This window comes from Sphingomonas sp. ABOLE, assembly GCF_003950455.1.
GTDB classification, from domain to species: Bacteria; Pseudomonadota; Alphaproteobacteria; order Sphingomonadales; family Sphingomonadaceae; genus Sphingomonas; species Sphingomonas trueperi.
In genome coordinates, this window is record NZ_QQWY01000058.1 from 1 (window position 1) to 25,256 (window position 25,256).

Genomic DNA, 25,256 nt, shown 5'->3' on the forward strand with positions numbered 1-25,256 from the left:
GCCGACGAGCCTCAACCCTTCCGGCTACGGCACCGCCGACGAGTATCTCGACGCGCTCACCGCCACCGCCCGCGCGCAAGGGCGCGACCGCTACTTCACCTACCTCACCTCGATCGCCGAGGAGACCGCCTATTACACCAGCGGCTCCAGCGCCGGCTTCGGCTTCCGCCTGGCCAGCGACGGCAGCAGCACGCTGACCGTGGCCGAGAGCTTCGAGGGCGGCAACGCGCTGCAGGCCGGCATCGATCGCGGCACCCAGATCCTCGCCATCGGCACCAGCAACGGCGACCTGCGCGACGTGAGCACGCTCTTCAGCACGCAAGGGACGGCCGGCGTGCAGGCGGCGCTGGGTCCGGACACCAACGGCACCACCCGCGTGCTGCGCGTGCGCGATCCGAACGGTGCTGTCCGCACCGTCACGCTCGCCAAGTCGGACTTCACCCTCACCCCGGTGTCGAGCCGCTACGGCGCGCAGATCCTCACCGACCCGAACGGCGGCGGCCGCGTCGGCTATGTCAATCTGCGGACCTTCATCGACACGGCCGATCCCGCGCTGCGCAGCGCCTTTGCCAATTTCAAGGCGCAGGGCATCGACAAGGTGATCGTCGACCTGCGCTACAATGGCGGCGGGCTGGTCTCGATCGCGGTCCTTTTCGGCAATCTGCTCGGCGGCGGACGCGCCACGACCGACGTGTTTGCCTATACCAGCTTCCGGCCCGAAAAGTCGGCGAACGACAAGGTCGACAGGTTCGCGCCCCAGCCCCAGTCGCTCGCCCCCACCCGGATCGCCTTCATCGGCACGCGCAGCACCGCCTCGGCCAGCGAGTTGGTGATCAACGGCATGCTCCCCTATTTCCGCGCCAATCTGGGGCTGATCGGCACCAACACCTATGGCAAGCCGGTGGGCCAGGTGGCCATCGACAAAAGCGAGTGCGACGACCGGCTGCGCGTGATCGCCTTTGCTACGCAGAACGCCAATCGCCAGGGCAGCTATTTCAACGGCCTCGCCAGCAACGTCGAGGCGAGCTGCGCCGCCAGCGACGACCTCTCGCAGCCGCTGGGCGACGTGCGCGAGGCTTCGGTGAAGGCGGCGCTCGATTTCGTCGCGGGGCGCAGCTGCAGCGCGATCGGCGGCTTCGCGATGGCGCGCGCCGCCTCCGTGCCCAACGAACTCCTCTCGCCCGAACGGCCGAACACCGCGCAGCGCGAGGTGCCTGGACTGTTCTGAGAGACCGTTTGAGAATGGGTTGATGGGTCGGCTCTGGCGTGATTCAAGCTCGGGATGTGGACGCGAGAGAGCCGAGGCCGGATGGCTGGATTTGAGCGGCGAGCGAAACGCTATCCGATTTGACGGATGAGGCGCGGCGGTTCATCCAGCCGTTCCCGTCATCGGTTCCGAAACGCGGGCGAAAGGCGAAGACCGATCTTCGGGAGGTGCTCGACGCATTGGGGTACCTTGCCCGGACGGGTGGCGGCTGGCGGATGCTGCCAAACGACTTTCCGCCCTGGCAGACGGCATATTGGTGGTTCCGCCGCTTCGTGCGCCGGTTGCTGTTCCGCACGATCCACGACGTCACGCTGATGCTCGATCGCGAGCGCGAAGGGCGCGAGCAGAGCCCGAGCGCCGCCCTTATCAACAGCCAGTCGATCAAGGCGCCAGCGGCGGGAAAGCGTGGGTTCGATGCCGGCAAGAAGGTCGTCGGTCGCAAGCGCCACACGCCGTCGAGACAGACGGCAGGCTGCTGACGGTCAACCTCACCACCGCCGACATTTCCGACAGTGCCGATGCCCAGGCGATCGTGGCGGCCATCCGCAAGCGGTGGCCGTGGCGCAAACACCTGTTCGCCGATGGCGCCTACGATCGCACCCGCCTCATGGATGCTGCCGCGTATCGCCACTTCGTGCTGGAGATCGTCCGTCGCACCGACAAGGGTCCCGGCTTCAACGTCCTGCCCAGGCGCTGGGTCGTCGAGCGCACCTTCGGATGGATAACCAGATGGAAGCGCCTCGTCCGCGAGTACGAGCAGCGCCTCGACGTCTCCCATGTCATGATCCAGGTGGCTCTCAGCAGCCGCATGCTGCGCCGGATCGTACATCACCGAATATTCTCAAACCGACTCTTAGAGTCGAATGCCAGAAAGATTTGCTGCAAAAACGACACAATGTCGGGTGCTGCTGTAGCGAACCAAAGTGGTTCTCCGCCACCGCCGACTCCCGCGACGTCGTCGCGCTTCATAAATCCGCACCCCGGTGCCAAGCGCCGCCTCCAGCCGTTCCAGCCGCTCGATCGGCGCGGGGTGGGCGAGCAGCGATACCGCGCCGTGGCATGTCCGCAGCGCCTGGGAATCGGGGCTCATGCGACGCCGAACGGCACGACGTGGTTGGTCGAGACATGCCCGATCGCGCAGCGGCCGAGATAGGGGACGCCCATCTCCTTGCACCAGCGCAGGATCATCTCGTCCACCGTCTCGCCGAAGGGCGGGTCGTTCTCGGCGATCGCGGTCACCGCGCCGAGGCGGATGCCGGCGATGCCCTTCAACTGCTCGGCATGGGCCATATTGAACAGCATCCGGTCGATCCGGTAGAGCGGCTCGTCCACTTCCTCGATCATCAGCACATGGTCGGTGAGGTCGGGCAGGTACTTGCTGCCGATCAGCGCGGTCAGGATCGCGAGGTTGAAGGCGGCGGCGGGGCGCCCGTCGGCCAGCGCAGGGTCGAGCCCGCGGCGGTCGCGGTCGATCAGCCAGCCGAGCGCCCAGCCGGTATCGACGCCGGCATCATTCTTGCCGATGCTGCTCGCCATCGAGGCATGGACCGGATGGCCGATTCCGCGGGCGTAGAGCGCGCCGAGCAGGAAGCCCATGTCGGAGAAGCCCATGTACGTCTTGCGCCGGGCCGCGTCGCCGAGGTGCGGCATCACCGCGTCGAGGATGCGGTTCGAGCCATAGCCGCCGCGCGCGAACCAGATCGCGTCGATCACGGGATCGTTGGCGAACTCCAGGAAGGCCGCCGCGCGCTCGGCATCGGTGCCGGCGAAATGGCCCGCCGAGAGATAGCATTGCGGGTGGAACACGATCTCGTGCTCCGGGTAGGTGAGCGCCATGAATGCCGCCATGCGGGCAGACGATTCCCGGGTGACTGGCCGCGCCGGCGCGACGACTCCGATCCGCATATGCTTGTATGGTCTCCTCGCTTCGCCGATAGCGTGCCCATGCAGCATGGCAAAGCAACCTTCTTCGTAGGAATCGGCGGTTCGGGGATGATGCCGCTGGCGATGATCCTCGCCGGCCGGGGTGCCCGGGTCTCGGGTTCGGATCGCAGCCTCGACGGCGGGCGGCTGGCGGCCAAGTTCGACTGGCTGCGCAGCCGCGGCGTCGGCCTGTTCCCGCAGGACGGCAGCGGGGTGCAGTCGGCCGAGCAGGTGGTCGTCGCCTCCGCCGCGATCGAGCCGACCGTGCCGGACATGGTGCGCGCCGCCGAACTGGGCTGTACGCGGATGTCGCGGGCCGAGTTGCTGGCGAGCCTGTTCAACGCCTCGTCGTTGCCGATCGGCGTGGCGGGGACCAGCGGCAAGTCGACCGTGACGGGGATGATCGGCTGGATCCTCCACGCCTGCGGGCGCGACCCCACCGTGATGAACGGCGCGGTGATGAAGAATTTCGCAGGACCCGATGCGCCGTTCGCGAGTGCGCTGGTGGGCGCGGGAGACGCCTTCGTCAGCGAGGTGGACGAGAGCGACGGCTCGATCGCCAATTACTGGCCGCGGATCGCGGTGCTCAACAATGTCAGCCTTGATCACAAGTCGCTGGAGGAATTGCGACTGCTGTTCGGCGCCTTTGCGGGCAAGGCGGCGACGACGGTGGTCAATGTGGGCGATGCCGAAAGCGCCGCGCTGGCGGCGGGGCTCGATCGCGGGCGGACGCTGACCTTCGCGGTGGAGGCGGACGCAGATCTGATGGCGCGGAACCTGGCGCCCGAGGCCTTTGCGATCGGCTTCGACCTGGTGCATGGCGAGACGGTGCGGCGGGTGCGGCTGCAGGTGCCTGGGCGGCACAATGTCGCCAATGCGCTGGCGGCGATCGGCGCGGCGACGGCGGCCCGCGTGTCGCTGGCGGATGCGTGCACGGCGGTCGAGGGCTTCACCGGGCTGCGGCGGCGCTTCGAGCTGGTCGGCACGGCCGGCGGGGTGTCGGTGATCGACGATTTCGGGCACAATCCGGACAAGATCGCCGCGACGCTCGATACGCTCCACGCCTTTCCGGGAAGGTTGCTGCTGCTGTTCCAGCCGCACGGCTATGGCCCGCTCAAGGTGATGCGGCGCGAACTGGTCGCGATGTTCGCCACGAAGCTCGGGCGCGAGGACCTGCTGGTGCTGCCGGACCCGGTCTATCAGGGCGGAACCGTAAGCCGGGAGGTGACCAGCGCCGACATCGTCACCGATGTCGCGGCGACCGGCGCGCAGGCGCTGCACATCCCCGGCCGCGAGGCGGCGGCGGCGCATCTGGTGGCGCAGGCGCGCCCGGGCGACCGCATCGTGGTGATGGGGGCGCGCGACGATACGCTCAGCCAGCTCGCCGAGGACATGGTGGCGCGGCTCGGCACGTAAATTCCTCCCCGGCACGGGGAGGACCTGGCATTGTCAACTACGCTTGACATGTAAAGCGTGGTTGACGTAAAGCTTGCTTGTCATCGGACAGGAGCTTGCCATGCAGCTGAAAACCCCCGCCGCCCGCCGCTATCTCAAGCGCTTCGTTCCGACGATGATCGGCTATGTCGTGACGGTGATGACGACGAGCCTTTTGGTTGCCTGTTTCCAGCCGACCGGCGCTGCGTTGATCGCGCTCTCGATCCTGCTGGCGATATCCATCATCGCCATGCTCGTGGTGATCGGGCTGTACGTCCGCGAGGAAACCGACGAGTATCTGCGCCAGCGGATCGTCACCGCGATGCTGTTCGGCATCGGCGTGGTGCTCGCCGTGTCCGCGGTGCTAGGCTTCCTCCAGATCTACCATGCGATCGGCCAGATCGACGTGTTCTGGGCGTTCCCGATCTGGTGTGCGAGCTGGGGCGCCGCCCAATGCCTGATGGCCTGGCGTGACCGGGTAGGATTCGACGCATGAACAACTGCCTCCGCGTGCTCCGCGCCGAGCGGGCGTGGAGCCAGCAGCATCTCGCCGACCTGCTGGAGGTTTCGCGCCAGAGCGTCAACGCCATCGAGACGGGCCGCTACGATCCCTCGCTGCCGCTCGCCTTCAAGATCGCCGACCTGTTCGGTCTCGCGATCGAAGAGATTTTCGTCAATCCAGCCAAGGAGCCTGGCCAATGAACCGTCATCTGCGCTGCCTGTGCCGCCGGGACAACCGGCTTCCCTGGTTCGCCATCCTCCTTGCGCTGCTGGTGGCCAACGCCTTCTTCAAGCACGCGCATGCGGCGCCGGTGCGGGCGATCGCCACGCCCGCCGACACGCTGGTGCAGATGGACCATATCTCGGTGCAGGTGCTCGGCCGCGGCAGCCCGGTGGTGCTGATCCCGGGCCTGTCCAGCCCGCGCGCGACCTGGGACGGGGTGGTGCCCGAGCTGATCAGGAGCCACCGCGTCTATCTGGTGCAGGTCAACGGCTTCGGCGGCGAGGATCCGCGCGGCAATCTGCAGCCCGGCATCCTCGACGGCATCGTCGCGGATCTCCACACGCTGATCGCGACCCGCAAGCTGGGCGCGGTGCCGGTGGTCGGCCATTCGATGGGCGGGCTGGTGACGCTGATGCTGGCGCGTGCGCATCCGGGCGATGTGCAGAAGGCGCTGGTCGTCGATGCGCTGCCGTTCATCGGTACGCTGTTCGCCCCCGCTGCCACGCCGGAATCGATCAGGCCCCAGGCGGAGATGATGCGTGCCCAGATGACGAGCCTGTACGGCAAGCCCATTCCCGAACAGGTCGGCCGGATAATCGCGCGGCAGAATGCGCTGAAGCCCGCGTCGCAGGAAACGGTCGCCGGCTGGTCTGCCCGGGCCGACATGCGGGTGAGCGGACAGGCGCTTTACGAGGACATGACCACCGACCTGCGGCCGGTGCTGCCCAAGATCCTCGCGCCGATTACCGTGCTCGTGCCCTGGACCGAGGCGCGCGGCGGCGAGGAGAAGGTCCTCGGGCTCTACCGCGCGCAATATGCCGGGGCGCCCAACGCTACGATCCGCGGCGTGGGCGACAGCGGGCACTTCCTCATGCTCGACCAGCCGGCGGTGTTCGAGCGGGCGCTGATGACCTTCCTGAACTGACGAAGCAGGAGCGCGGCGAGGCCCGCGCTCCTGCCAACGACCTCACACCGCCCGCAATGCATTCTCGAAGTCGGCGATCAGGTCGTCGGCATCCTCGACGCCGATCGAGATGCGGACGAGGTTGTCGGTGATCCCCAGCGCCTGCTTGCGGTCCTCGGCGACCGACAGGTGGGTCATCCCCGCCGGGTGCGAGGCGAGCGTCTCGGTGCCGCCCAGGCTGACCGCCAGCTTGGCGATCTTGAGCGCGTCGAGAAAGGCGAACGCCTCCTTCTCGCCGCCCTTGAGGTAGAGCGAGAAGGTCGATCCCGCGCCGGTGCAGTGGCGGCGATAGATGTCGGCCTGGCGCTTGTCCTCGCCGCGCTCGAGGAAGCCGAGATAGCCGACCTTCTCCACCTTGGGATGTGCCGCGAGGAATTCGCACACCTTCGCGGCATTCTCGCCCGCGCGGCTCATCCGCAGCTCGAGCGTCTCCAGCGAGCGGAGCAGCATCCAGGCGGTGTTGGGGTCGCAGATCGTGCCGATCGTGTTGCGCATCAGGCGGATGGTGTTGATGTGCGCCTTGGTGCCCAGCACCCCGCCCGCGACCAGGTCCGAATGGCCGCCGGCGTACTTGGTCAGCGAGTAGACGACGATGTCGGCGCCTTGGCGCAGCGGCTGCGCCCAGAGCGGGCCGAGGAAGGTGTTGTCGATCGCGATCGGCGGCTTGGTGTCGCCCGTGAAGATCGCGTCGCGGCTGGCGGCGACCGCCTCCACGTCGACCAGCGCGTTGGTCGGGTTGGCGGGGCTCTCCAGATAGATCAGCGCGACGTTTCCGGTCGCCGCCTTGGTCAGCACCGCGTCGATTTCCTCGCGGGTGGCGCCCGCCGGGAAGTCGAGCCAGTTGACACCGAAGCGGCCGAGGATCCGCGCGATCAGTGTCTCGGTCGCCGCATAGAGCGGGCCGGAATGGACGATCGTGTCGCCGGGCTTGACCATCGACAGGAACAAGGTGGCGATCGCCGACATGCCCGAGGAAAAGGCAAGCGCGTCCTCGGCCTCTTCCCAGATCGCCAGCCGGTCTTCCAGGATCTCCTGGTTCGGGCCGTTGAAGCGCGAATAGACCAGGCCCTCGGCCCCGCCCGGGCGCTTGCCGGTCACGCCCTCGAAGTGGCGCTTGCCCGCCGCGGCATTGGGGAAGACGAAGGTGGAGGTGAGGAAGATCGGCGGCTTCAGCGCGCCTTCCGAGAGCATCGGATCATAGCCATGCCCCATCATCATCGTCGCCGGCTTGAGCTTGCGGCCGCCGATCGTCTCCACCTCGCCCTCGGGGCGGGGGCGGGGGGTGCCGCCGGTCAGATCGGCTTCGGTGGCGTCGGTCATGTGCAAGCTCTCCGGTGCTGTGTTCTACGATTGGTTACGAGTGTAACCACTTCGGGCGGACAAACCAGCCAAGTCGGTAACCGCCATCGCGCAACATCGTTTCGTCTGCGCGACATGGCAGACCCCTATCCGTTCGGATATACTGACATGAGCGGCGGGATCGATCAGTGTGGATGGACTAATCCATTTCATCGATCGCTCTGGCCGTGCGAGGCTTTGCGCAGATCATAGCCCGAACCGCAAGGAGATGCCCGAATGAACGCCGAATCCCAATGCCCGATGCATGGCGGCAAGATGGAGGGTAACGCCGTCCTGTTCGAGATGACGAACCGGACCTGGTGGCCCAACCAGCTCGACCTCACCGTGCTCCACCAGAACCCGCCCGCCGGCGATCCGATGGGCGCGGACTTCGACTATGCCGCCGAATTTCAGAAGCTCGATCTCGCCGCGGTGAAGGCCGACATCTTCGCGCTGATGACCGATTCGCAGGATTGGTGGCCGGCGGACTTCGGACATTACGGCCCGCTGTTCATCCGCATGGCGTGGCACAGCGCTGGTACCTATCGCGTCGGCGACGGGCGCGGCGGCGCGGGCTCGGGCACGCAGCGCTTCGCACCGCTCAACAGCTGGCCGGACAATGCCAATCTCGACAAGGCGCGCATGCTGCTCTGGCCGATCAAGCAGAAATACGGCCGGGCACTGTCCTGGGCCGATCTGCTGATCCTCACCGGCAATTGCGCGCTCGAATCGATGGGCTTCAAGACCGCCGGCTTCGGCGGCGGCCGCGCCGATGTGTGGGAGCCGGAGCGCGACATCAACTGGGGCCCCGAGCGCGAATGGCTGCAGACCAGCGAGAAGCCGGGCGGCCGCTATTCGGGCGAGCGGGACCTGTCGAACCCGCTGGCGGCGGTGCAGATGGGCCTCATCTACGTCAATCCGGAAGGCCCGGACGGCAACCCCGATCCGCTGCTCGCCGCGCACGACATCCGCGAGACCTTCGCGCGCATGGCGATGAACGACGAGGAGACTGTCGCGCTGATCGCGGGCGGCCACACCTTCGGCAAGACCCATGGCGCGGCGGACCCCAGCCAGTATATCGGCCCGGAGCCGGAAGGCGCGGGACTGGAGATGCAGGCGCTCGGCTGGGCGAACAGCTTCGGCAAGGGCAATGCCGGCGACACGATCACCAGCGGCCTCGAAGTCACCTGGACCGAGACCCCGACCCAATGGGGCATGGGGTTCTTCAAGAACCTGTTTGAGTATGAGTATGAGCTGACCAAGAGCCCGGCCGGCGCGCACCAGTGGGTGGCGAAGGACGCGGGCGAAGTGATCCCCGATGCGCATGATCCGTCGAAGAAGCATCGCCCGACGATGCTGACCACCGATCTCGCGCTGCGCTTCGATCCCGCCTATGGCCCGATCTCGCGCCGCTTCTACGAGAATCCGGAAGCGTTCGCCCATGCCTTTGCCGAGGCCTGGTACAAGCTGACCCACCGCGACAGCGGCCCGCATGCCAAGCTGCTCGGGCCGGAAGTGCCCGCCGAGCCGCGCCTCTGGCAGGATCCGGTGCCGGTGGTCGACCACCCGCTGATCGACACGGCGGACGTGGCGGCGCTCAAGGCCGAGATCCTCGGCTCGGGCCTGTCGATTTCGCGACTGGTGAAGACCGCCTGGGCCTCGGCCAGCACCTATCGCGGCACCGACAAGCGCGGCGGCGCCAATGGCGCGCGGATCCGGCTTGCCCCGCAGAAGGACTGGGCGGTGAACGAGCCGGCCGAGCTGGCCAGGGCACTGGGCGTGCTGGAGGGCATCCAGGCGAAGTTCAACGGCGCCCAGACCGGCGGCAAGAAGGTATCGCTCGCCGACCTGATCGTGCTCGGCGGCACGGCGGCGGTGGAAGCGGCGGCGAAGAAGGCGGGGCACGCCCTGGCGCTGCCCTTCGTGCCGGGCCGCACCGATGCGACGCAGGATCAGACCGACGCGCACAGCTTCGAAGCCCTTGAGCCCAAGACCGACGGCTTCCGCAACTATGCCGGCGACACGATGGGCTGGTCCGAAGAGGAACTGCTGGTCGATCGCGCCGCGTTGCTGACGCTCACCGCGCCGGAGATGACCGTGCTGGTCGGCGGCCTGCGCGTGCTCGGCGCCAACCATGGCGACTCGAAGCACGGTGTGTTCACCGATCGCCCGGAAACGCTGACCAACGACTTCTTCCGCAACCTGCTGACCACCAGCTTCACTGCCAAGTGGACGGCACAGGGCGACGGCAGCTTCGTCGCGACCGATCGCAAGACCGGCGCGGCCAAATGGACCGGCACCCGCGTCGACCTGGTCTTCGGCTCCAACTCGCAGCTGCGCGCGCTGGCCGAAGCCTATGCGACCGACGATGCCGAGGCGGCGTTCGTCGAGGCGTTCGGCAAGGCGTGGACCAAGGTGATGCACGCCGACCGCGTCGATCTCTGATCCAAGCAAAAGGGGCCGCCTGGCAATGCCGGGCGGCCCCTCTTTTCGCTTCAGATGCCCTTAGTAGGTGCCCTTGAAGCTCGAATTCAGATTACCCGTCGTGCTCCAGTCCTGCGACCGGCTGTCCGTGGTGGTCTGATCCGTGGTTGTCGCCGTCGACTTGGACTTGTCCTCGCCGAACATCGCGCCCGACTGTTCTTCGTCGCGCCAATGGTTCTTGGCTTCGTCGGCGGTCTTGCGCAGCGTCACCTTGTCGTCGACGGTCTGGATCCAGCGCGACGGGATCGAGTGGTGGCGACCCTCGGCATCGGTGTCGTTCTTGGTCAGGATGATGCGGTCACCCCGCACCTTGTCGACCGTGCCGACATGGCTGCCGTCCGATCCCAGCACTTCCATATGCTCGGTCACGCGGCGGAGCGCGTCGCGCTGGCCGGTCCGCTCGGTGCGGAAGCTGTCGAACTCGTTGTGGAAGCGCTGCGCGTTCTCCCGACGATATTCGTCATAGTCGCGGTCGAATTCCTGGATCCGGCTGCGGCGCCATTCGCCATAATGGCTGTCCGACGCGCCTTCGTTGCGGGCCTGCTGCTCGTCATAGCGCTGGTCCTGGCGGCGGCGGCGTTCAGCTTCCTCGTCGCCGAACCACGAGCGGACCTCGTCGCCGGCGCGGTCGAAGAAACCGCGGTCGCGGTCATAGCCGCGCAGGTCTTCGCCGCGATTGCGGTCATAGCCATAAGCGCTGCGGCCCTGGTCCTGGCGGCCGTAGCGCGACCGATCCTGGTCCTGCTGGCCATAGCTGCGCGCGAACGAGTCGCGGCTCCCCCAGTCGCTGTTGCCATAGTTGCGCTGGCCATAGTCGCGGTCGCGGTCCTGGCCCGAATAGCTGCCGCCATAATTGCTGTAGCTGCGCGAGCCGGTGTCGCTCCAGTCGTTGTCACCACCGTCCCAGCCGCTGCGCGCCTGGTCGCGCTGGCCATAGCCCTGCGCCCCGTAGCGCGAGCGATCCTGGTTGCTGCGCTCGCTGCGCCCGCGGTTCCAGTCGTCGCGCTGGTTGCGGTCGCGCCCGCGGCCATATTCACCGGCGGCGGCATAGTCGCGCGCGCTGCTATAGGTGTAATCGCGGCCCGCGCCGTAATCGCGACCATAGTCGCCCTGGCTGCTGCTGTCGTTATACCCGGTGGGGCCATAGGGGCCGTAGCGATTGTTGCGGTCGTCCATCGTATCTCTCCTGCTGAGATTTCGGCGGCTGCGGCATGCTTGCCGTCACGCATCGTCCAAGCGAGCGGAGGGGCGGATGGGTTCCCCGAATTTTAACCTGCGTCACAGGCACTTCGTCGCCGGCGATACGAATCCTGCGCGAAGATGCGACAAGCCGGTTGCATCGCCCGTTTGGGCTCGCTAAGGGGAGCGCCTCCCGGGCCAGCCCGGGACCAAGGCGGCGGGGCTGTAGCTCAGATGGGAGAGCGCTGCAATCGCACTGCAGAGGTCAGGGGTTCGATTCCCCTCAGCTCCACCAGCCGCCTTTTCCTTCTCCCGGACCCCTGAAGATCAGCCCGCGAGCGCCAGTCGCAGCGCCACGCGCAGCCCCGGCCCGGCATCTTCCAGCGCCAGCGTGCCGTGATGCAGCCGCGCGATCGCCAGCGCGAGCGGCAGGCCCAGGCCATGTCCGCGCGTGTGCCGGCTCGCATCCAGCCGGCCGAAGCGGCGCAAGGCGCGCTCGCGTTCCGCCAGCGGGATGCCCGGGCCGTCGTCCGCGACGCAGAGCAGCGCCGTGTCGCCGTCGCGGCGCACGTTCAGCCGGATCGTCGTGCCCGGGGGCGTGTGGGTCACGGCATTTTCGATCAGGTTGACGATCAGCTGGGTAAGGAGGCGCGGGTCGCCGTCCACCGGCACGGCCGCCGCCGGTGCAGGCGCCGCGAAGGTTCGGCCGTTCTCGGTTACCAGCAGTTCCAGGCCCTCGCCCACCTCGGCTGCGAGCGCCGCCAGATCCAGCCGTTCGAATCCCGCCCGGCGTTCGCCGCCCTCGATCTCGGTGATGCGCAGGATCGCGGCGAAGATGGCGAGGATCTCCTCGCTCTCGGCTACCGCCTCGCCCAGTTCCTCGCGCACCGGTGCCGCCTCCGGGGCGTCCGCCAGCGCCGCCAGCCGGCCGTGCAGCCGGGCCAGCGGTGTGCGCAGGTCATGGGCGATGTCGTTGGAGATGCTGCGCATGCCGGCCATCAGCTCGCCGATGCGATCGAGCATGCGGTTGAACGTCACCGCCAGTCCGCCGAACACGCTGCCCGGCTGCTCCACCGGCACGCGTGCGCGCAGATCGCCATCGATGATCGCCTCCGCCGTGCCACCGATCGCAGCGATGTTGACTCGAATCGCGCGGATCAGCGCGAAGGTGCCGATCAGGACCAGCGCCACCACCGCGCCGAAGCCGATCGCCAGGATGCGCCCGCGCTTGTGATCGTGCTGGTCGATCGGTTCGCTCTCCGCCACCAGCGCCAGGGTTTCGCCGCCCGGCAACCGCTTCACCCAGGCGCGCCCGCGGCTGAGGCCCGGGATCGCAGCGTCGCCCGTTACCGTCGAGACACCGATGGGCAGCCAATGCGCCGGCGTGATGTTGCCGGCGATCACCCGCCCCTGGGGGTCGCGCAGCAGGAAGCCGATATCGGCGCTTTCGCGCTCGGTGCGTTCGCGGGCGATGCGGCGGACGATCTCGGGCACCCCCGCGCCGCCCTCCAGCAGCTCGCGCGCCTCGCCCTGCAGGCGGAGATCCACCTGATGGTCGATTGCATCGAGCAGCGCGAGATAGACGCCCAGCCCGGCAAGCGCCGTCGTCGCCGAGAGCGCAAGCGCAAAGGCGATCGCGATCCGGCCGAGCGAACGGAGGCGTCGGCGCGGCACCGCTCAGGCGCGGAACATATAGCCGACCCCGCGTACCGTCGCGATGGGATCGGGCAGGCCCGGCATCTCCAGCCGCTGGCGCAGCTTGAGGATATGGACGTCGACGATGTTGGTGGCCGGCACGAAGTCATAGCCCCAGACGCGTTCGATCAGCATCTTGCGCGAGAGCACGCTGCCGGCCTCGCGGACCAGTTCGGCGAGCAGCCTGAGTTCGGTCTTCTGCAGCTCGATCGGCTTGCCGGCGCGGGTGACGCGGTGGCGGAGCACGCTCACCGTCACGTCGCCCGCGGCCAGCGTGGCATTGTCGGCGGCGGGAGCACTGCGGCGGCGGAGCACCGCGCGGATGCGGGCGTTGAGCTCGTCGATCTCGAACGGCTTGACGATATAGTCGTCGGCGCCGGCCTCCAGGCCTTCCACCCGCTCCTGGGTGAGCCCCAGCGCGGTGAGCAGGATCACCGGCGTCTCCACGCCCTCGGCGCGGATGCGGCGGAGCACCTCGACGCCCTCGATCGCGGGCAGCAGGCGATCGAGCAGGATCGAGTCGAACTGCGCCTGGCCCAGCGTGGCGATCGCGGCGCGGCCGTCGGCGACCGCTTCCACCGTGTAGCCGAGTGTGCCCAATTGCCGGACGAGCAGGGCGCTGAGCTGGGCATCGTCCTCGACGACGAGGATGCGAAGGGCGGCGGGGGACGGGTCGGACGGGGACTGCATGATCGGCATCCTTAGGGCGGACGCCTGTTCCTAACCTTACAGTCCGTGCAGGTCGACCCGCCGCGCGCGGGCCGGCGCCGCGTCGAAATTCGCTCTCTCAGCCCTTGGGCCGCTGGGCGAGCAGGCCGATATGACGCTGGACGATTGGCTCCGCCGCGGCGGCAAGCGCCTACGGGCGACGGCTCGCGTTCTTCGCAGTGCGGCGGTCACTCCGCCAACACCCGTCCCACCCGCACCAGCGCGCCATCGGGATCCGACACCGCGAACTCGTACGTCCCCCACGGCATCGCATGCGGCGTGCCGGGCTGGATGATCGCCTCGCGCACGCGGTCGGCCACCGCGTCAACGTCGTCGACATAGAGGTACAGCCCGAAGGGATTGTCCGGCGCCTGGGGCGTGTTCGGTTCCTCCCGCAGGTGCAGGTGCCAGCCGCGGCCGTCTTCCAGGATGCGGTAATGGCCATGGTCGCTCGCCACCTCCAGACCCAGGCGGCGGTAGAAAGCGGTGCTCGCGTCGAGGTCGCGGCAGGGCAGGATGGCGACGATGTGGTGGCTGGCGTCCATGCCCGCAGGCTATGCCCGCGCTGCCCCCCGCACTACCCCGAAATCCCCCCGTCCCTGCCCTTTTCGCCAGCGCTTGCCTATATCGCACCCGCGCGGGCATAAGCCGCGCTCCATTCACACCCAAGAGAAGGGTTCTTCCCGTGTCCGAGATGTTCCGCATTACGCTGCCCGACGGTTCCGTCCGCGAGGTAGCCCCGGGGACTACCCCGGCGGACATCGCCGCGGCGATCGGCCCCGGCCTCGCCAAGGCGGCGCTCGCCGCGCGCGTCGATGGCGAACTGCGCGACATCGGCCGCCCGTTCGAGGGCGATGCGCAACTCGCGCTCGTCACCGCCAAGGACGAGGCCGACGCGCTCGAGCTCGTGCGCCACGACTATGCGCATATCCTCGCCGAAGCGGTGCAGCATCTGTTCCCAGGCACGCAGATCACCTTCGGCCCGTCGACCGACGACGGCTTCTACTATGACTTCGCCCCCAAGGACCGCCCCTTCACCGAGGAGGACCTGCCGGCGATCGAGGAGGAGATGCGCCGCATCATCGCGCGCGACGAGCCGCTGATCCGCGAAGTCTGGTCGCGCGCCGACCTGATCGCACGCTGGACGGCGCAAGGGGAAAGCTTCAAGGCCGAATGGGCCAAGGAGCTCCCCGAGGGCGAAGAGCTGACCGTCTACCGCGCCGGCAAGGGCGAGGACGCCTGGCTCGACATGTGCCGCGGCCCCCACCTCGCCTCCACCGGCAAGGTCGCGGCGGATGCGTTCAAGCTCACCCGCGTGTCGGGCGCCTATTGGCGCGGCGACCAGAAGAACGCGATGCTCAGCCGCATCTACGGCACCGGCTGGCTGAACAAGAAGCAGCTCCAGGAGCATCTGACGCGCCTGGAAGAGGCCGCCAAGCGCGACCACCGCAAGCTCGGCGCGGAGATGGACCTGTTCCACCTCCAGCAGGAGGCGCATGGCTCGGTGTTCTGGCACCCCAACGGCTATGTCATCTACCGCGTGCTCGAGGATTATATGCGCCGTGCGGTCAACGGCGCGGGCAGCAAGGAAGTGAAGACCCCGCAGGTGATGGACGCGCGCCAGTGGGAGCAGTCCGGCCACTGGGGCAAATATCGCCAGAACATGTTCGTCATCCCCGACGAGACCCCGAACATCGAGGACGAGGGTCCGATGGTGTCCGAGGACGCGCAGTGGATGGCGCTCAAGCCGATGAACTGCCCGGCGCACATCCTGATCTTCAAGCAGGGCATCAAGTCGTATCGCGACCTGCCGATGCGGCTGGTCGAGAATGGCTGCTGCCACCGCAACGAGCCGCACGGCGCGCTGCACGGGCTGATGCGCGTCCGCCAGTTCACCCAGGACGACGGCCACATCTTCTGCCGCGAGGACCAGATCGTCGACGAGGTGAAGGCGTTCTGCGCGCTGGCCGACCGGGTCTACAAGCATTTCGGCTTCACCTATGCGATCAAGCTGGCGCTGCGGCCCGAGAAGCGCTTCGGCACCGAGGAGATGTGGGACCAGGCCGAGAACGAGCTCCGCGACGCGGTGGTCGCCGCCGGCCTCGCCACGCCCGAATATGGCTGGGAAGAGCTGCCCGGCGAGGGCGCCTTCTACGCGCCGAAGCTGGAATGGCACCTCACCGACGCGATCGGCCGCACCTGGCAGGTCGGCACCATCCAGTCGGACCGGGTGCTGCCCGAGCGGCTCGATGCATCCTATGTCGGCGAGGATGGCGAGCGCCACCGGCCGGTGATGCTCCACCGCGCGATCTTCGGCTCGTACGAGCGGTTCATCGGCATCCTGATCGAGCATTTCGCCGGCAAGCTGCCGACCTGGCTCGCCCCGGTGCAGGCGGTGGTCGCGACGATCGTGTCCGACGCCGACGACTATGCCCGTGAAGTTGTGGCGAAGCTCCAGGCCGCGGGCATCCGCGTCGAGAGCGACCTGCGCAACGAGAAGATCAACTACAAGGTGCGCGAGCACTCGCTCGCCAAGGTGCCCAACCTGCTGGTCGTCGGCAAGCGCGAGGCCGAGGAGAGCACCGTCGCACTTCGCGTGCTCGGCAGCCAGGGCCAGACCATGCTGACGCTGGACGAGGCGATCGAACGCCTCAAGGCCGAAGCGCTGGCGCCGGACCTGCGCTGACCGACCCCGCAATCCCCCTCCCGCAAGCAGGAGGGGGATTGCTGGAGGCGAGCGCTACGCTACCTCGCCTCGTCACTGCAAAACTGCTATCCTCCGCCCATGACGCTGTTCCAGAACATGCGCCGGGGCCTCCTCCCCGCTCGCCTCACGGTCGAGGAGATCTACGATCTCACAGAAGCCGGGATATTGCCCGAGCAGGATGATTTCGAGCTGATCGAAGGGGAGATCATCCCGATGGCAGGAGCAAAGGCGGATTGGCACGAGATCATGAAGTCTCGGCTGAATCGCGCCCTTATGCCGGCGTTGGCCGGCGATGCTCGCCTGTTCGTCGAGGCGTCGGTCACCCTGTCCGAAGACACGCTCGTCCAGCCGGATCTGGCAGTGTGGACACGCGACATACGGCCCCGCGCCGTGCGAGGCCCTGATATCCTGCTGCTGATCGAAGTCGCCGACAGCTCCCTGGCCTATGACCTGCGCGTCAAGGCGCCGCTCTATGCCAGATACGGCGTGCGCGACTATTGGGTGGTCGACGCGATCCGCCAGACGATCCGCATCCACCGCGCGGCCGAGCATGGCGTCTACATCGATGTCGAGGAATATGAGGGGCACGATCCGGTCACGCCGCTGCTCTTCCCGGACGTGACCATCCGCCTCGACACGCTGGATTGAGCGGGCGGCACGAAAGCGCACCGCCCGCCGATCGTTCAGAACCGGTATTTCAGCCCGACCTGCAGAATCGGATAGACGGGGTAGTCGTCGGCGCGGTCCTGCAGCTTGCGCCTCTGCTTGCCCAACTCGGTTCGATAGGTGTCGCCGGCAATGGTCTGGTCGGCCGCCAGCGTGCCGTTCGAGGTGAAGTCGCGAATGCGTACCGCGCCCTGGAACAGCGCCCCGGCCTCGATGTGAAAGCTCAACCCCTTGCGCAGCCCGCCGCCATAGCCGAGCGTCAGCTGCGGCACGAATTCGCGGACATCTGCGCGACCGGTGATGGTGCCGATCTCGGTCGGCGTGTAGACGCGGTCGCCGATCTGGGTCGCCCCGGTCGGTGTCGCGCGGACGCGCGCCTCGTTGCCGTTATACCGCGCCCCGGCGGACAGCCGGAACCCGCCGCCGAACGGATAGACGTCGACGATCACCCCGCCCGAGCTCAGCTTGGCATGGCCGCGATAGTCGATCCCGTCGGACGTGAAGCTGTGATCGATGCCGAGAAAACCGCCGTTCGCGCGCACCCCGACCTGCTGGTTGAAGCGATAGCCCACTTCCGGACCGACACCCAGCGTCCCCGCGGTCACGCCCAAGCTCACCCGACCCTCGCCCGCCGTGGACTGCGCCAACGCCGTACCCGCACTCGTCATCGCGGCGACACATGCCGCCGTTCGCACCATCCACTGCATAGACGACCCCCGTTGCTGGCCGCGCGTGCACGCGCGCCTCCCGGCATTATAGGAAAAGGATGGAGTAACCCAGCAGCCCGCTGGGCTTTTTCGGGCAAAGCCGCTGCCGCGCAATATCGCTGCAGAATGGGCTCGAGGAGACCTTCTCTCGCGACGGATTCATGTCTATATAGGACGCTGATCAACTACAGGAGCCAGTCTTATACGTTCTCCCATGCCCCGGCGCCCGATGGCGCCCGCGATGCCGCTGAACGGGCCGCGGTTTAACGAATTCATCCAGTCGCCCAAGGTTCGCGTGATCGACCAGGACGGCGAAAACCTTGGCGTGATGTACACGCGCGAGGCGATGGCGCAGGCTGCCGAGGTCGGGCTCGACCTCGTCGAAGTGTCGCCCAACGCCGACCCGCCCGTCGCCAAGTTCCTCGATGTGGGCAAGTTCAAGTACGAGGCGCAGAAGAAGGCGAACCTCGCACGCAAGACCCAGAAGACGCAGGAGATCAAAGAGATCAAGATGCGTCCCAACATCGACGACCACGATTACGACGTGAAGATGCGCAACGTGCTGAAGTTCATCGGCGAAGGCGACAAGGTGAAGATCACCCTGCGCTTCCGCGGCCGCGAACTTTCGCATGGTCAGCTCGGCATGCAACTGCTCCAGCGCGTCCAGCAGGACTCGGCGGAAGTGGCCAAGGTGGAGAGCTATCCGCGCATGGAAGGCCGTCAGATGCTGATGGTGCTCTCGCCCAAGTGATGCGCCGGCGGCGGTTCGCACGCGCGGCCGCCGCCGCAGCCTGGTTCCTGCCGGCAGCGGCGGTCGCGCAGACCGCCGCCCTGCCGCCCGTCCCCGCCGCGACCAGCGAATCGATCGCCGTGCCCAAGGGCGCGCGACTCGTCTGGGCGGACGAATTCGACTCGGGGCCTCTGCCCGATGCGAAACGCTGGGCCTATGATACCGCCCGCAATCGCGAGGGCTGGTACAACCAGGAACTGCAATATTACCCCGCGAATCGGCCCGAGAATGCGCGGGTCGAGAAGGGCCATCTCGTCATTGAGGCGCGCCGCGAGCGGCTGACCGGCCAGTCCGACTATGGCGGCCAGGACTATAGCTCGGCCCGCCTGTTCACCCGCGGCCTTGCCAGCTGGACCTATGGCTTTATCGAGGTGCGCGCCAAGCTCGCCTGCGGCAAGGGGCTATGGCCGGCGATCTGGCTGCTCGGCACCGATGGCAGCGGCGGCTGGCCGCGGCTCGGCGAGATCGACATGATGGAGCTGGTCGGCTGGGACCCGCAGACGGTCCACGGCACCATCCATACCGGCGCCTATAACCACGCCCAGCACACCCAGAAGGGTGCGACCACCCGGGTGGCGGATGCCTGCACCGCCTTCCATACCTACCAGCTCGACTGGACCCGCGACCGCATCCTGATCGGCGTCGACGGCCATGCCTATATGCGCTTCGACAACGACCATAAGGGCGATCCCGCCACCTGGCCGTTCGACAAGCCGCAATATCTGCTGCTCAACGTCGCGGTGGGCGGCTGGGGCGGCACCCACGGCATCGACCCCGCCGCTTTCCCCTCGCGGATGGAGGTGGATTATGTCCGCGTCTGGCAGAAGGCAGCGCGGTGACCCGCACGCGCCCTTCCGTCATTCCCGCGAAGGCGGGAATCCATTGGCGCTGAAGCCGCGGTTCCTGCCCCCAGCGCACAGGCGAAAGGATCCCCGCCTTCGCGGGGGTGACAGCGGGGGGAGCAGGTTTCCCCTCCCCGCCCGTCCTCAATCCTCGGCAGCGATCCGCACGCGCAGGCCGTCCAGCGCATCGGTGAAGGGCAGCTGGCACGAAAGCCGCGAGGTCGCGTCGCGATCGCTGGTGCTGTCGAGCAGGTCGTCCTCGTCCATGCTCATCTTGGGCAGTTTGTCCGCAAAGTCCGGGTCGACATGGACATGGCAGGTGGCGCAGCTGCAGCAGCCGCCGCACAGCGCCAGCAGCTCGTCGAAACCATTGTCGCGAATCACTTCCATCACGCTGAGACCGGCCTCGCCGGTTACCGTGCGTTCGGTTCCGTCACGCGTCACGACCGTAAGCTGGGGCATCTGCATCTCCTTGGTTCGCCGCGTCCATGCCGGTGAACCGGGCCCGTTTCAAGGAGCCATTCCATGGGCTTGACCGCCGACCAGCTGAAGGGGTCGATCGACGCATTGGCAGCACTCGAACCCGCCTTCGCCGCCGCATTGGAACGCGCCGGCTATCCCGAGCCGCGCATCCGCGCGCCCGGCTATGCCACGCTGCTGCGCACGATCGTGGGCCAGCAGGTGAGCGTCGCCGCTGCCACCGCGGTTTGGAACAAGCTGGATGCGGTGCTGGGCGACGCCGAGGATCCCGCGCTGCTCGCGGCGGCCAGCGACGAGCTGCTGCGCGGCGCCGGGCTGTCACGCCAGAAGATGGGCTATGCCCGCAGCCTGTCCGAGCAGGTGACCAGCGGCGCGCTCGATCTCGCCGCGCTGCCCCAGGACGACGAGGAAGCGATCGCCGCGCTCACCCGCATCAAGGGCATCGGCCGCTGGTCGGCGGAGATCTACCTGCTGTTCGCCGAGGGGCGGCCCGACATCTGGCCAGCGGGCGACCTGGCGGTGCAGATCGAGATCGGCCGCATCCTCGGCCATGCCGAACGCCCGAGCGAGAAGCTGACGCGCGAATGGTCCGAGGCCTGGCGCCCGCACCGGGGTGCGGCGGCGATCTTCGCCTGGCACCATTATGGGATGATCAAGAGCGCGATCTGAAGCGCTCAGGCGGGTTGCCCCAGCCCCATCGCTTCCCGTATGCCCCGCCAGCCGGCGATCGGCATCGTCGCGCGATCCTCGGCCCGTATCGGCGGGGTCAGCACCTCCACCCTGCGGTCGCCCTCGTTGCGGGGACCTGCAGCGAACGGGAGCTGCGACCAACTCTCGCCCCATGGCGAGCAGATGCAGCAGACCCACGGGTCGGAGCAGGGATGGAGGCCGGCGAGCTGCGCAAGCGGTGACCGCCCGCCGCGCCTGAACGCCTGAAAAAGCATGCGGCCCCACATCGGGGTGCGGGGCCGGGCAGCCGTGGATCAACCCTCGGCGTTGTCCTCGTCCTCGTCCTTGGTCGCGGCATCCGCCGCAGCCGCCTCGCCGCCGCTCTGGAACCAGGCCTCGACCGGGCCGACCAGCTTGATCGTCAGCGGGTTGCCCTTGCGGTCGGTCTTCTTGCCGAGCGCCACGCGCACCCAGCCTTCGGAGATGCAATATTCTTCGACATCGCGGCGCTCGACGCCCTTGAACTTGATGCCGACGCCGCGCTCCAGCAGTTCGCGGGTGAAATAGGGGCTGCTCGGGTTGACCGACAGACGATCGGGAGGGGTATCGCTCATGCCCGGCTCATGCCGTCATTCGGTCGCGGGTTCAAGATAGCGGTGGATGGCCGAGACCACCACCGAACCCTCGCCCACGCCCGAGGCGACGCGCTTCACCGATCCCGCCCGCACGTCGCCCACCGCGAACACGCCGGGCGCCGTCGAACAGAAGAAGGTCTCGCCGCTCCCCGTGCGCACGAAACCGCGATCGTCGAGATCGACACAGCCTTCCAGCCAGGTCGTGTTGGGTACCGCGCCGATCATCACGAACAGCGCGCCGACCGTGCGATGTTCGACGGCGCCGGTCTGGCGGTCGGTCCATGCGAGCCCGGTCAGCGCGCGCTCGCCCTCGAGTGCGGTCACTTCGGTGAAGGGATGGAGCGTGATCCGGTCCGAGGCCTCGATCCGGTCGATCAGGTAGCGCGACATCGTCGCCGCCAGCCCGGGTCCGCGCACCAGCACATGGACATGGGCGGCATGGCGGGCGAGGAACACCGCCGCCTGCCCCGCCGAATTGCCGCCGCCGACCACCACCACCTCGGAGCCGGCGCACAGCCCGGCCTCCATCGCGGTGGCGGCGTAATAGATGCCGTTACCCTCGAGCTCGGCATAGCGCGGCAGGTCGAGCTTGCGGTAGCGCGCGCCGGTCGCGACCACCACCGCGCGCGCCTGCAGCGTCGCGCCGTCGTCGAGGTGCAGGCGCAGCGGCCGCTCCTCGCATTCGATCCGCACCACCGCGCGCGAGACGAGCAGCCGCGCGCCGAACTTCTGCGCCTGGACCTGCGCGCGCCCCGCCAGCGCCTGGCCAGAGATGCCGGTGGGGAAACCGAGATAATTCTCGATCTTCGAGCTGGTGCCCGCCTGGCCGCCGGGCGCCACCGCCTCGATCACGACCGTCTCCAGCCCCTCGGACGCGGCGTAGACCGCCGCCGCCAGTCCCGCGGGCCCGGCGCCGACCACCGCGACGTCATGGACATGGTCCGGGTCGAGCGCGGTCGCGAGGCCCAGCGCGTCCGCCAGCGCAGCATTGGTCGGGTTGCGCAGGACCCGCCCCTCCAGCACCACCACCGGCAGGTCCGCTTGCGTCAGCGCCAGGCATTCGAGAAAGCCCGCCGCATCGGGATCGGTATCGGTATCGATCCGCCGGTGCGGCATCGCGTTGCGGGTGAGGAAGGTCTCGATCCGCCCCATGTCCGCGCCGTGGCCCGGCCCGGCCAGCGCCACGCCGGCATCGCTGTGGCGGAGCAGCCCGACGCGGCGCAGGATGAAGGCGCGCATCACGATCTCGCCGATATCGGGCTCGGCCGCCATCATCCGGCGGAAGGCGCCGCGCTCGATCCGCACCACCCGCGTGCCGGGCAGCGCGCGCGCGCTCACCAGGATCTTGCGGTCGTTGAACAGGTCCAGCTCGCCGGTGAACTGGCCCGCCTCATGGACGTGAAAGACATGCTCGGCGCCCTCGCTGTCGGTATCGACAATCGAAATGCCGCCGGACAGGCACAGGAAGAAATCGACGCTGTGGTCGCCGCGGCGATACAGCATCGCGCCTTCTTCCACCGCTTCCTCGGTGCCGAAGGCGGCCACCCGCGCGATCATCTCCGCGGTCAGGACCGGGAAGGTCTGGGCCGATCGCGCATAGGGATCGGCGGGGTCGAGCGATTCGGAGGGTGCCATGCGCCCACCCTAACGCGCCCTACGCGGCGCGCGACCCATCTCTAGAGATAGTCGCGCGCCTGCACGCTCAGTCGCAGTAGCGCACCAGCACCGGGCGACCGAGATACGGATCCCATACGCGCCGTACGCTGCAATATTCATAGTAGCGATAGCGGGGATAATTGTCCCGGTACCAATAGCCGTCGGTCGGGTAATAGCCGCGCTCGCGATAGAAGCGCCGGTCGTAGTCATAGCGCCGGTCGTTCGAGATCGCCGCGCCGATCGCCAGGCCCGCGATACCCGCCACCAGCGCCGCACCGGCGACGTCGCCGCCGCGATCGCGGTAATAATGCCGACGATAGCGCCAGTCCTGCGCCTGCGCGGGCGCCACCGCCGCCAGCAGGCTCGCGCCCGTGGCGATGCCCAGCACCAGCTTCTTCGCCAGTTGGTTCATGCTGTTTGCTCCTCACCTCGGGGCGCCGGCGAGTCGCTCGGCGCCGATGGCCCTCCGATACGCAATTGCGGCTTAATCGGTACGGAACCGGCTGTTCAGCCGCGGTTTAGCTGGGTAACGGGCGGCATGGCCTACTGGATCCTTCGCTCCGAACCCGATGTCTATGGCTGGGATGACCTGGTGCGCGACGGCAGCACCGAATGGAACGGCGTGCGCAACTATACCGCGCGCAACTTCCTCAAGGACATGGTCCCCGGCGACCAGGCGATCTTCTACCATTCGAACATCCAGAAGGCCGCGGTGGGCATCATGGAGATCACCCGCGCCTGGCAGCCCGACGGCGACGACGGGAAGTGGGCGAGCGTGGAAGTGAAGGCGCTGCGCCCGCTGGCCAAGCCGGTGCCGCTGCCCGAGATCAAGGCCGAGCCGCGGCTCAAGGACCTCGAGATGGTGCGCCAGTCGCGCCTGTCGGTGACGCCGGTGCGGCCGGAGGAGTGGGCGGTGCTGCTGGAGATGAGCGGAACGGCACCGGATCGCTGAGGTCGATCGGCACGCGCTTCGACTTGTCGGGCTTCTTCTTGAACGCCCGGCCGACGCCCTTGCCGGCATCGCCGACCAGCTTGAAGAAGTTCCGCGATTCGCCCGGCTCCTCGCAGCAGCTGTCCGGACTGATCACCTTGCCGACGCCGCGCACCAGCGTGGTCGCCGCGCCGAAGATGTCGACCCCGACCTGGCACCCGCCCACCCGCGCGGCGCAGGGCGTCTCGACGACGTTGAGCGCGCCGATGCCGGTGCGATCGGGATTGCTCGGCATCGGCCGATCGGGCGGCCCGCGCTCCTCCGGCAGGGGCAGCCGCGGCGCATCGACGCCCTTGCCGCATACCACGATCTGATCGGCGCCGGTCTGCGCGGAGGCACAGGGGGCCGCCAGCACCGACCAGCGCTGCGACCCGTCCGCCGCCTGCTGCGGCGCCTGCAGCGTGGCCGTAGTGGCGGGCGCGGGCGCGACCGCCTGGGTCTGGGGCGAGAGGCCCATCAACAACGCGGCCAGCAACATCGGATACTCTCCCGGCAGGCCACCCTTAGACCATGCCGCCGCGGCCAGCGAAAGCGCATTCCGCACGCTCCCGGCCCGCGCTAGCATGGCAACCGCTACCGGGGAGCGCACTATGCCAATCACCCTCACCGCCTTCGAAGCGTCTCCCGATCGCGGTCGCGGTCTTGCGCGCGACATGCAGGTTCGCTGGGCATTGGAAGAGCTGGGCCTGTCCTATGACGTCCGCCTCGTCTCCTTCGCCGAGATGAAGCAGGCCGAGCACCTTGCCCGCCAGCCCTTCGGCCAGATCCCGACCTGTGAGGAGGACGGGCTGACGTTGTTCGAGTCGGGCGCGATCGTCCACCACCTCGCTGAACGCCATGCCGGGCTCCTGCCCGAGGATCCGGCCGCCCGCGCCCGCGCGATCGCCTGGATGTTCGCGGCGGTGAGCACGGTCGAGCCGCCGATCGTCGAATGGGCGATGGCGCGAATGCTCGAGCGCGACACGCCCTGGTTCGCCGCGCGCCAGCCGATGCTGGAGGACCGCGTCCGCACCCGGTTGGAACAGCTGGCGGACCGGCTGGGTGCAGCGGAATGGCTGGACGGCGATTTCACCGCCGGCGACCTGCTGATGGTCAGCGTCCTGCGCCGGCTGGGCCGATCGCCCCTGCTACGCGAGCAGCCGCGACTGGTGGCGTACATCGCGCGGGGGGAGGCGAGACCCGCGTTCCAGCGCGCGTTCGCGGCGCAGCGGGCGGTATTCGAGGGGCAGCAAAGCGCGGGGTGAGACTCGGGGACCGCGCGTCTGCATTTGGTGGATTGTGTTGAAAAAGGCGGCTTCGAGCGCCGTTTGGCATAATGGCTGAGCGCCGCTGACGAGCAAGCCCGGCGCTTACTGCGCTCCGGCTATGGCCGGCATCGGGATAAGCTTGGCGAGCTT

At 68.0% G+C, this 25,256-nt stretch carries 25 protein-coding genes, 1 tRNA gene and 1 pseudogene; 15 read left to right on the forward strand and 12 right to left on the reverse strand.

What is annotated here, in order from left to right:
- A partial coding sequence (locus CA234_RS22300; RefSeq protein ID WP_126002773.1) for a S41 family peptidase occupies positions 1 to 1,228 on the forward strand: 1,228 nt, incomplete at its 5' end.
- A 54-nt stretch (positions 1,229 to 1,282) separates the two neighbouring features.
- Positions 1,283 to 2,087: pseudogene (locus tag CA234_RS22305) on the forward strand (IS5 family transposase); the annotation flags it as partial.
- A gap of 266 nt (positions 2,088 to 2,353) precedes the next feature.
- On the opposite strand, the gene CA234_RS22315 reads toward CA234_RS22305, so the two are convergent.
- Positions 2,354 to 3,172, reverse strand: a complete 819-nt coding sequence (locus CA234_RS22315) for an LD-carboxypeptidase (protein ID WP_125978282.1) — start codon at positions 3,170 to 3,172, stop codon at positions 2,354 to 2,356.
- 39 nt (positions 3,173 to 3,211) lie between these two features.
- Between CA234_RS22315 and CA234_RS22320 the strand changes: the two genes are divergently transcribed.
- The 4 genes from CA234_RS22320 to CA234_RS22335 all read left to right on the forward strand — a co-directional run bounded on the left by CA234_RS22320 (position 3,212) and on the right by CA234_RS22335 (position 6,273).
- Entirely contained in the window at positions 3,212 to 4,606 is a 1,395-nt protein-coding gene (locus CA234_RS22320; RefSeq protein ID WP_125978284.1) for a Mur ligase family protein, read from the forward strand.
- Between the two features lie 100 nt (positions 4,607 to 4,706).
- Positions 4,707 to 5,120, forward strand: coding sequence for a hypothetical protein (locus CA234_RS22325; protein ID WP_125978286.1), 414 nt, complete (start codon positions 4,707 to 4,709; stop codon positions 5,118 to 5,120).
- Positions 5,117 to 5,326 carry a helix-turn-helix transcriptional regulator gene (locus CA234_RS22330; protein ID WP_125978288.1) on the forward strand — a complete coding sequence of 70 codons (210 nt, stop codon included), beginning with the start codon at positions 5,117 to 5,119 and terminating at the stop codon, positions 5,324 to 5,326. The genes CA234_RS22325 and CA234_RS22330 overlap by 4 nt, the downstream gene beginning before the upstream one ends.
- Positions 5,323 to 6,273, forward strand: a complete 951-nt coding sequence (locus tag CA234_RS22335) for an alpha/beta hydrolase (RefSeq protein WP_241213639.1) — start codon at positions 5,323 to 5,325, stop codon at positions 6,271 to 6,273. Before CA234_RS22330 ends, CA234_RS22335 begins: the two co-directional genes overlap by 4 nt.
- Positions 6,274 to 6,315: 42 nt before the next feature.
- Here CA234_RS22335 and CA234_RS22340 read toward each other — a convergent pair whose 3' ends face one another.
- Positions 6,316 to 7,632 carry a cystathionine gamma-synthase family protein gene (locus CA234_RS22340; RefSeq protein WP_125978290.1) on the reverse strand — a complete coding sequence of 439 codons (1,317 nt, stop codon included), beginning with the start codon at positions 7,630 to 7,632 and terminating at the stop codon, positions 6,316 to 6,318.
- 255 nt (positions 7,633 to 7,887) lie between these two features.
- On the opposite strand from CA234_RS22340, the gene katG reads away from it, so the two are divergent.
- The gene (gene katG / locus CA234_RS22345; protein WP_126002774.1) at positions 7,888 to 10,095 is read left to right on the forward strand and encodes a catalase/peroxidase HPI; all 2,208 of its coding nucleotides are present in this window, start codon (positions 7,888 to 7,890) and stop codon (positions 10,093 to 10,095) included.
- A 60-nt stretch (positions 10,096 to 10,155) separates the two neighbouring features.
- Here the strand turns inward: katG and CA234_RS22350 are convergent, their stop codons facing one another.
- On the reverse strand, positions 10,156 to 11,310 hold the full coding sequence (locus CA234_RS22350; RefSeq protein ID WP_126002775.1) for a DUF2171 domain-containing protein: 1,155 nt from the start codon (positions 11,308 to 11,310) through the stop codon (positions 10,156 to 10,158).
- Positions 11,311 to 11,532: 222 nt separating this feature from the next.
- Here CA234_RS22350 and CA234_RS22355 point away from each other — a divergent pair.
- Positions 11,533 to 11,608, forward strand: a tRNA-Ala gene (locus CA234_RS22355).
- 32 nt (positions 11,609 to 11,640) lie between these two features.
- Here the strand turns inward: CA234_RS22355 and CA234_RS22360 are convergent.
- From CA234_RS22360 to CA234_RS22370, 3 genes are all read right to left on the reverse strand, one after another.
- Positions 11,641 to 12,987 carry an ATP-binding protein gene (locus CA234_RS22360; protein WP_126002776.1) on the reverse strand — a complete coding sequence of 449 codons (1,347 nt, stop codon included), beginning with the start codon at positions 12,985 to 12,987 and terminating at the stop codon, positions 11,641 to 11,643.
- A gap of 3 nt (positions 12,988 to 12,990) precedes the next feature.
- Positions 12,991 to 13,698, reverse strand: coding sequence for a response regulator transcription factor (locus CA234_RS22365; protein ID WP_125978298.1), 708 nt, complete (start codon positions 13,696 to 13,698; stop codon positions 12,991 to 12,993).
- 206 nt (positions 13,699 to 13,904) lie between these two features.
- Complete coding sequence (locus tag CA234_RS22370) at positions 13,905 to 14,261, reverse strand: VOC family protein (protein WP_125978300.1); 357 nt, start codon at positions 14,259 to 14,261, stop codon at positions 13,905 to 13,907.
- Positions 14,262 to 14,410: 149 nt separating this feature from the next.
- Between CA234_RS22370 and thrS the strand changes: the two genes are divergently transcribed.
- Together thrS and CA234_RS22380 are read left to right on the forward strand one after the other, a co-directional pair.
- Complete coding sequence (gene thrS, locus CA234_RS22375; RefSeq protein ID WP_206431281.1) at positions 14,411 to 16,402, forward strand: threonine--tRNA ligase; 1,992 nt, start codon at positions 14,411 to 14,413, stop codon at positions 16,400 to 16,402.
- Positions 16,403 to 16,501: 99 nt separating this feature from the next.
- Complete coding sequence (locus CA234_RS22380) at positions 16,502 to 17,071, forward strand: Uma2 family endonuclease (protein WP_126002778.1); 570 nt, start codon at positions 16,502 to 16,504, stop codon at positions 17,069 to 17,071.
- 35 nt (positions 17,072 to 17,106) lie between these two features.
- Here CA234_RS22380 and CA234_RS22385 read toward each other — a convergent pair whose 3' ends face one another.
- The gene (locus CA234_RS22385; RefSeq protein WP_125977159.1) at positions 17,107 to 17,796 is read right to left on the reverse strand and encodes a hypothetical protein; all 690 of its coding nucleotides are present in this window, start codon (positions 17,794 to 17,796) and stop codon (positions 17,107 to 17,109) included.
- 214 nt (positions 17,797 to 18,010) lie between these two features.
- Between CA234_RS22385 and infC the strand changes: the two genes are divergently transcribed.
- Positions 18,011 to 18,547: a translation initiation factor IF-3 gene (gene infC / locus CA234_RS22390; RefSeq protein WP_125977160.1), complete on the forward strand. Its 537-nt coding sequence runs from the start codon at positions 18,011 to 18,013 to the stop codon at positions 18,545 to 18,547.
- Positions 18,547 to 19,425: a glycoside hydrolase family 16 protein gene (locus tag CA234_RS22395; RefSeq protein ID WP_206431280.1), complete on the forward strand. Its 879-nt coding sequence runs from the start codon at positions 18,547 to 18,549 to the stop codon at positions 19,423 to 19,425. The genes infC and CA234_RS22395 overlap by 1 nt, the downstream gene beginning before the upstream one ends.
- A gap of 147 nt (positions 19,426 to 19,572) precedes the next feature.
- On the opposite strand, the gene CA234_RS22400 is transcribed toward CA234_RS22395, so the two are convergent.
- A complete protein-coding gene (locus CA234_RS22400; RefSeq protein ID WP_066724585.1) occupies positions 19,573 to 19,890 on the reverse strand; it encodes a 2Fe-2S iron-sulfur cluster-binding protein in 318 nt (105 codons plus the stop codon).
- 63 nt (positions 19,891 to 19,953) lie between these two features.
- Between CA234_RS22400 and CA234_RS22405 the strand changes: the two genes are divergently transcribed.
- Complete coding sequence (locus CA234_RS22405; RefSeq protein ID WP_125977162.1) at positions 19,954 to 20,577, forward strand: DNA-3-methyladenine glycosylase; 624 nt, start codon at positions 19,954 to 19,956, stop codon at positions 20,575 to 20,577.
- A 314-nt stretch (positions 20,578 to 20,891) separates the two neighbouring features.
- On the opposite strand, the gene CA234_RS22410 is transcribed toward CA234_RS22405, so the two are convergent.
- From CA234_RS22410 to CA234_RS22420, 3 genes are all read right to left on the reverse strand, one after another.
- On the reverse strand, positions 20,892 to 21,191 hold the full coding sequence (locus CA234_RS22410; RefSeq protein WP_126002779.1) for a DUF3297 family protein: 300 nt from the start codon (positions 21,189 to 21,191) through the stop codon (positions 20,892 to 20,894).
- Between the two features lie 15 nt (positions 21,192 to 21,206).
- Positions 21,207 to 22,847, reverse strand: a complete 1,641-nt coding sequence (locus tag CA234_RS22415) for an FAD-dependent oxidoreductase (protein ID WP_126002780.1) — start codon at positions 22,845 to 22,847, stop codon at positions 21,207 to 21,209.
- 67 nt (positions 22,848 to 22,914) lie between these two features.
- The gene (locus CA234_RS22420) at positions 22,915 to 23,280 is read right to left on the reverse strand and encodes a hypothetical protein (protein WP_125977165.1); all 366 of its coding nucleotides are present in this window, start codon (positions 23,278 to 23,280) and stop codon (positions 22,915 to 22,917) included.
- A 126-nt stretch (positions 23,281 to 23,406) separates the two neighbouring features.
- On the opposite strand from CA234_RS22420, the gene CA234_RS22425 reads away from it, so the two are divergent.
- Positions 23,407 to 23,820, forward strand: coding sequence for an EVE domain-containing protein (locus CA234_RS22425; protein ID WP_121073583.1), 414 nt, complete (start codon positions 23,407 to 23,409; stop codon positions 23,818 to 23,820).
- Here the strand turns inward: CA234_RS22425 and CA234_RS22430 are convergent.
- Positions 23,714 to 24,337 (reverse strand): hypothetical protein, encoded by a 624-nt coding sequence (locus CA234_RS22430; RefSeq protein WP_126002781.1) that lies wholly within the window; start codon positions 24,335 to 24,337, stop codon positions 23,714 to 23,716. The two genes, CA234_RS22425 and CA234_RS22430, sit on opposite strands and share 107 nt — an antisense overlap.
- Positions 24,338 to 24,449: 112 nt before the next feature.
- Between CA234_RS22430 and CA234_RS22435 the strand changes: the two genes are divergently transcribed.
- Positions 24,450 to 25,103 carry a glutathione S-transferase family protein gene (locus tag CA234_RS22435; protein ID WP_126002782.1) on the forward strand — a complete coding sequence of 218 codons (654 nt, stop codon included), beginning with the start codon at positions 24,450 to 24,452 and terminating at the stop codon, positions 25,101 to 25,103.
- Positions 25,104 to 25,256: the final 153 nt, after the last annotated feature.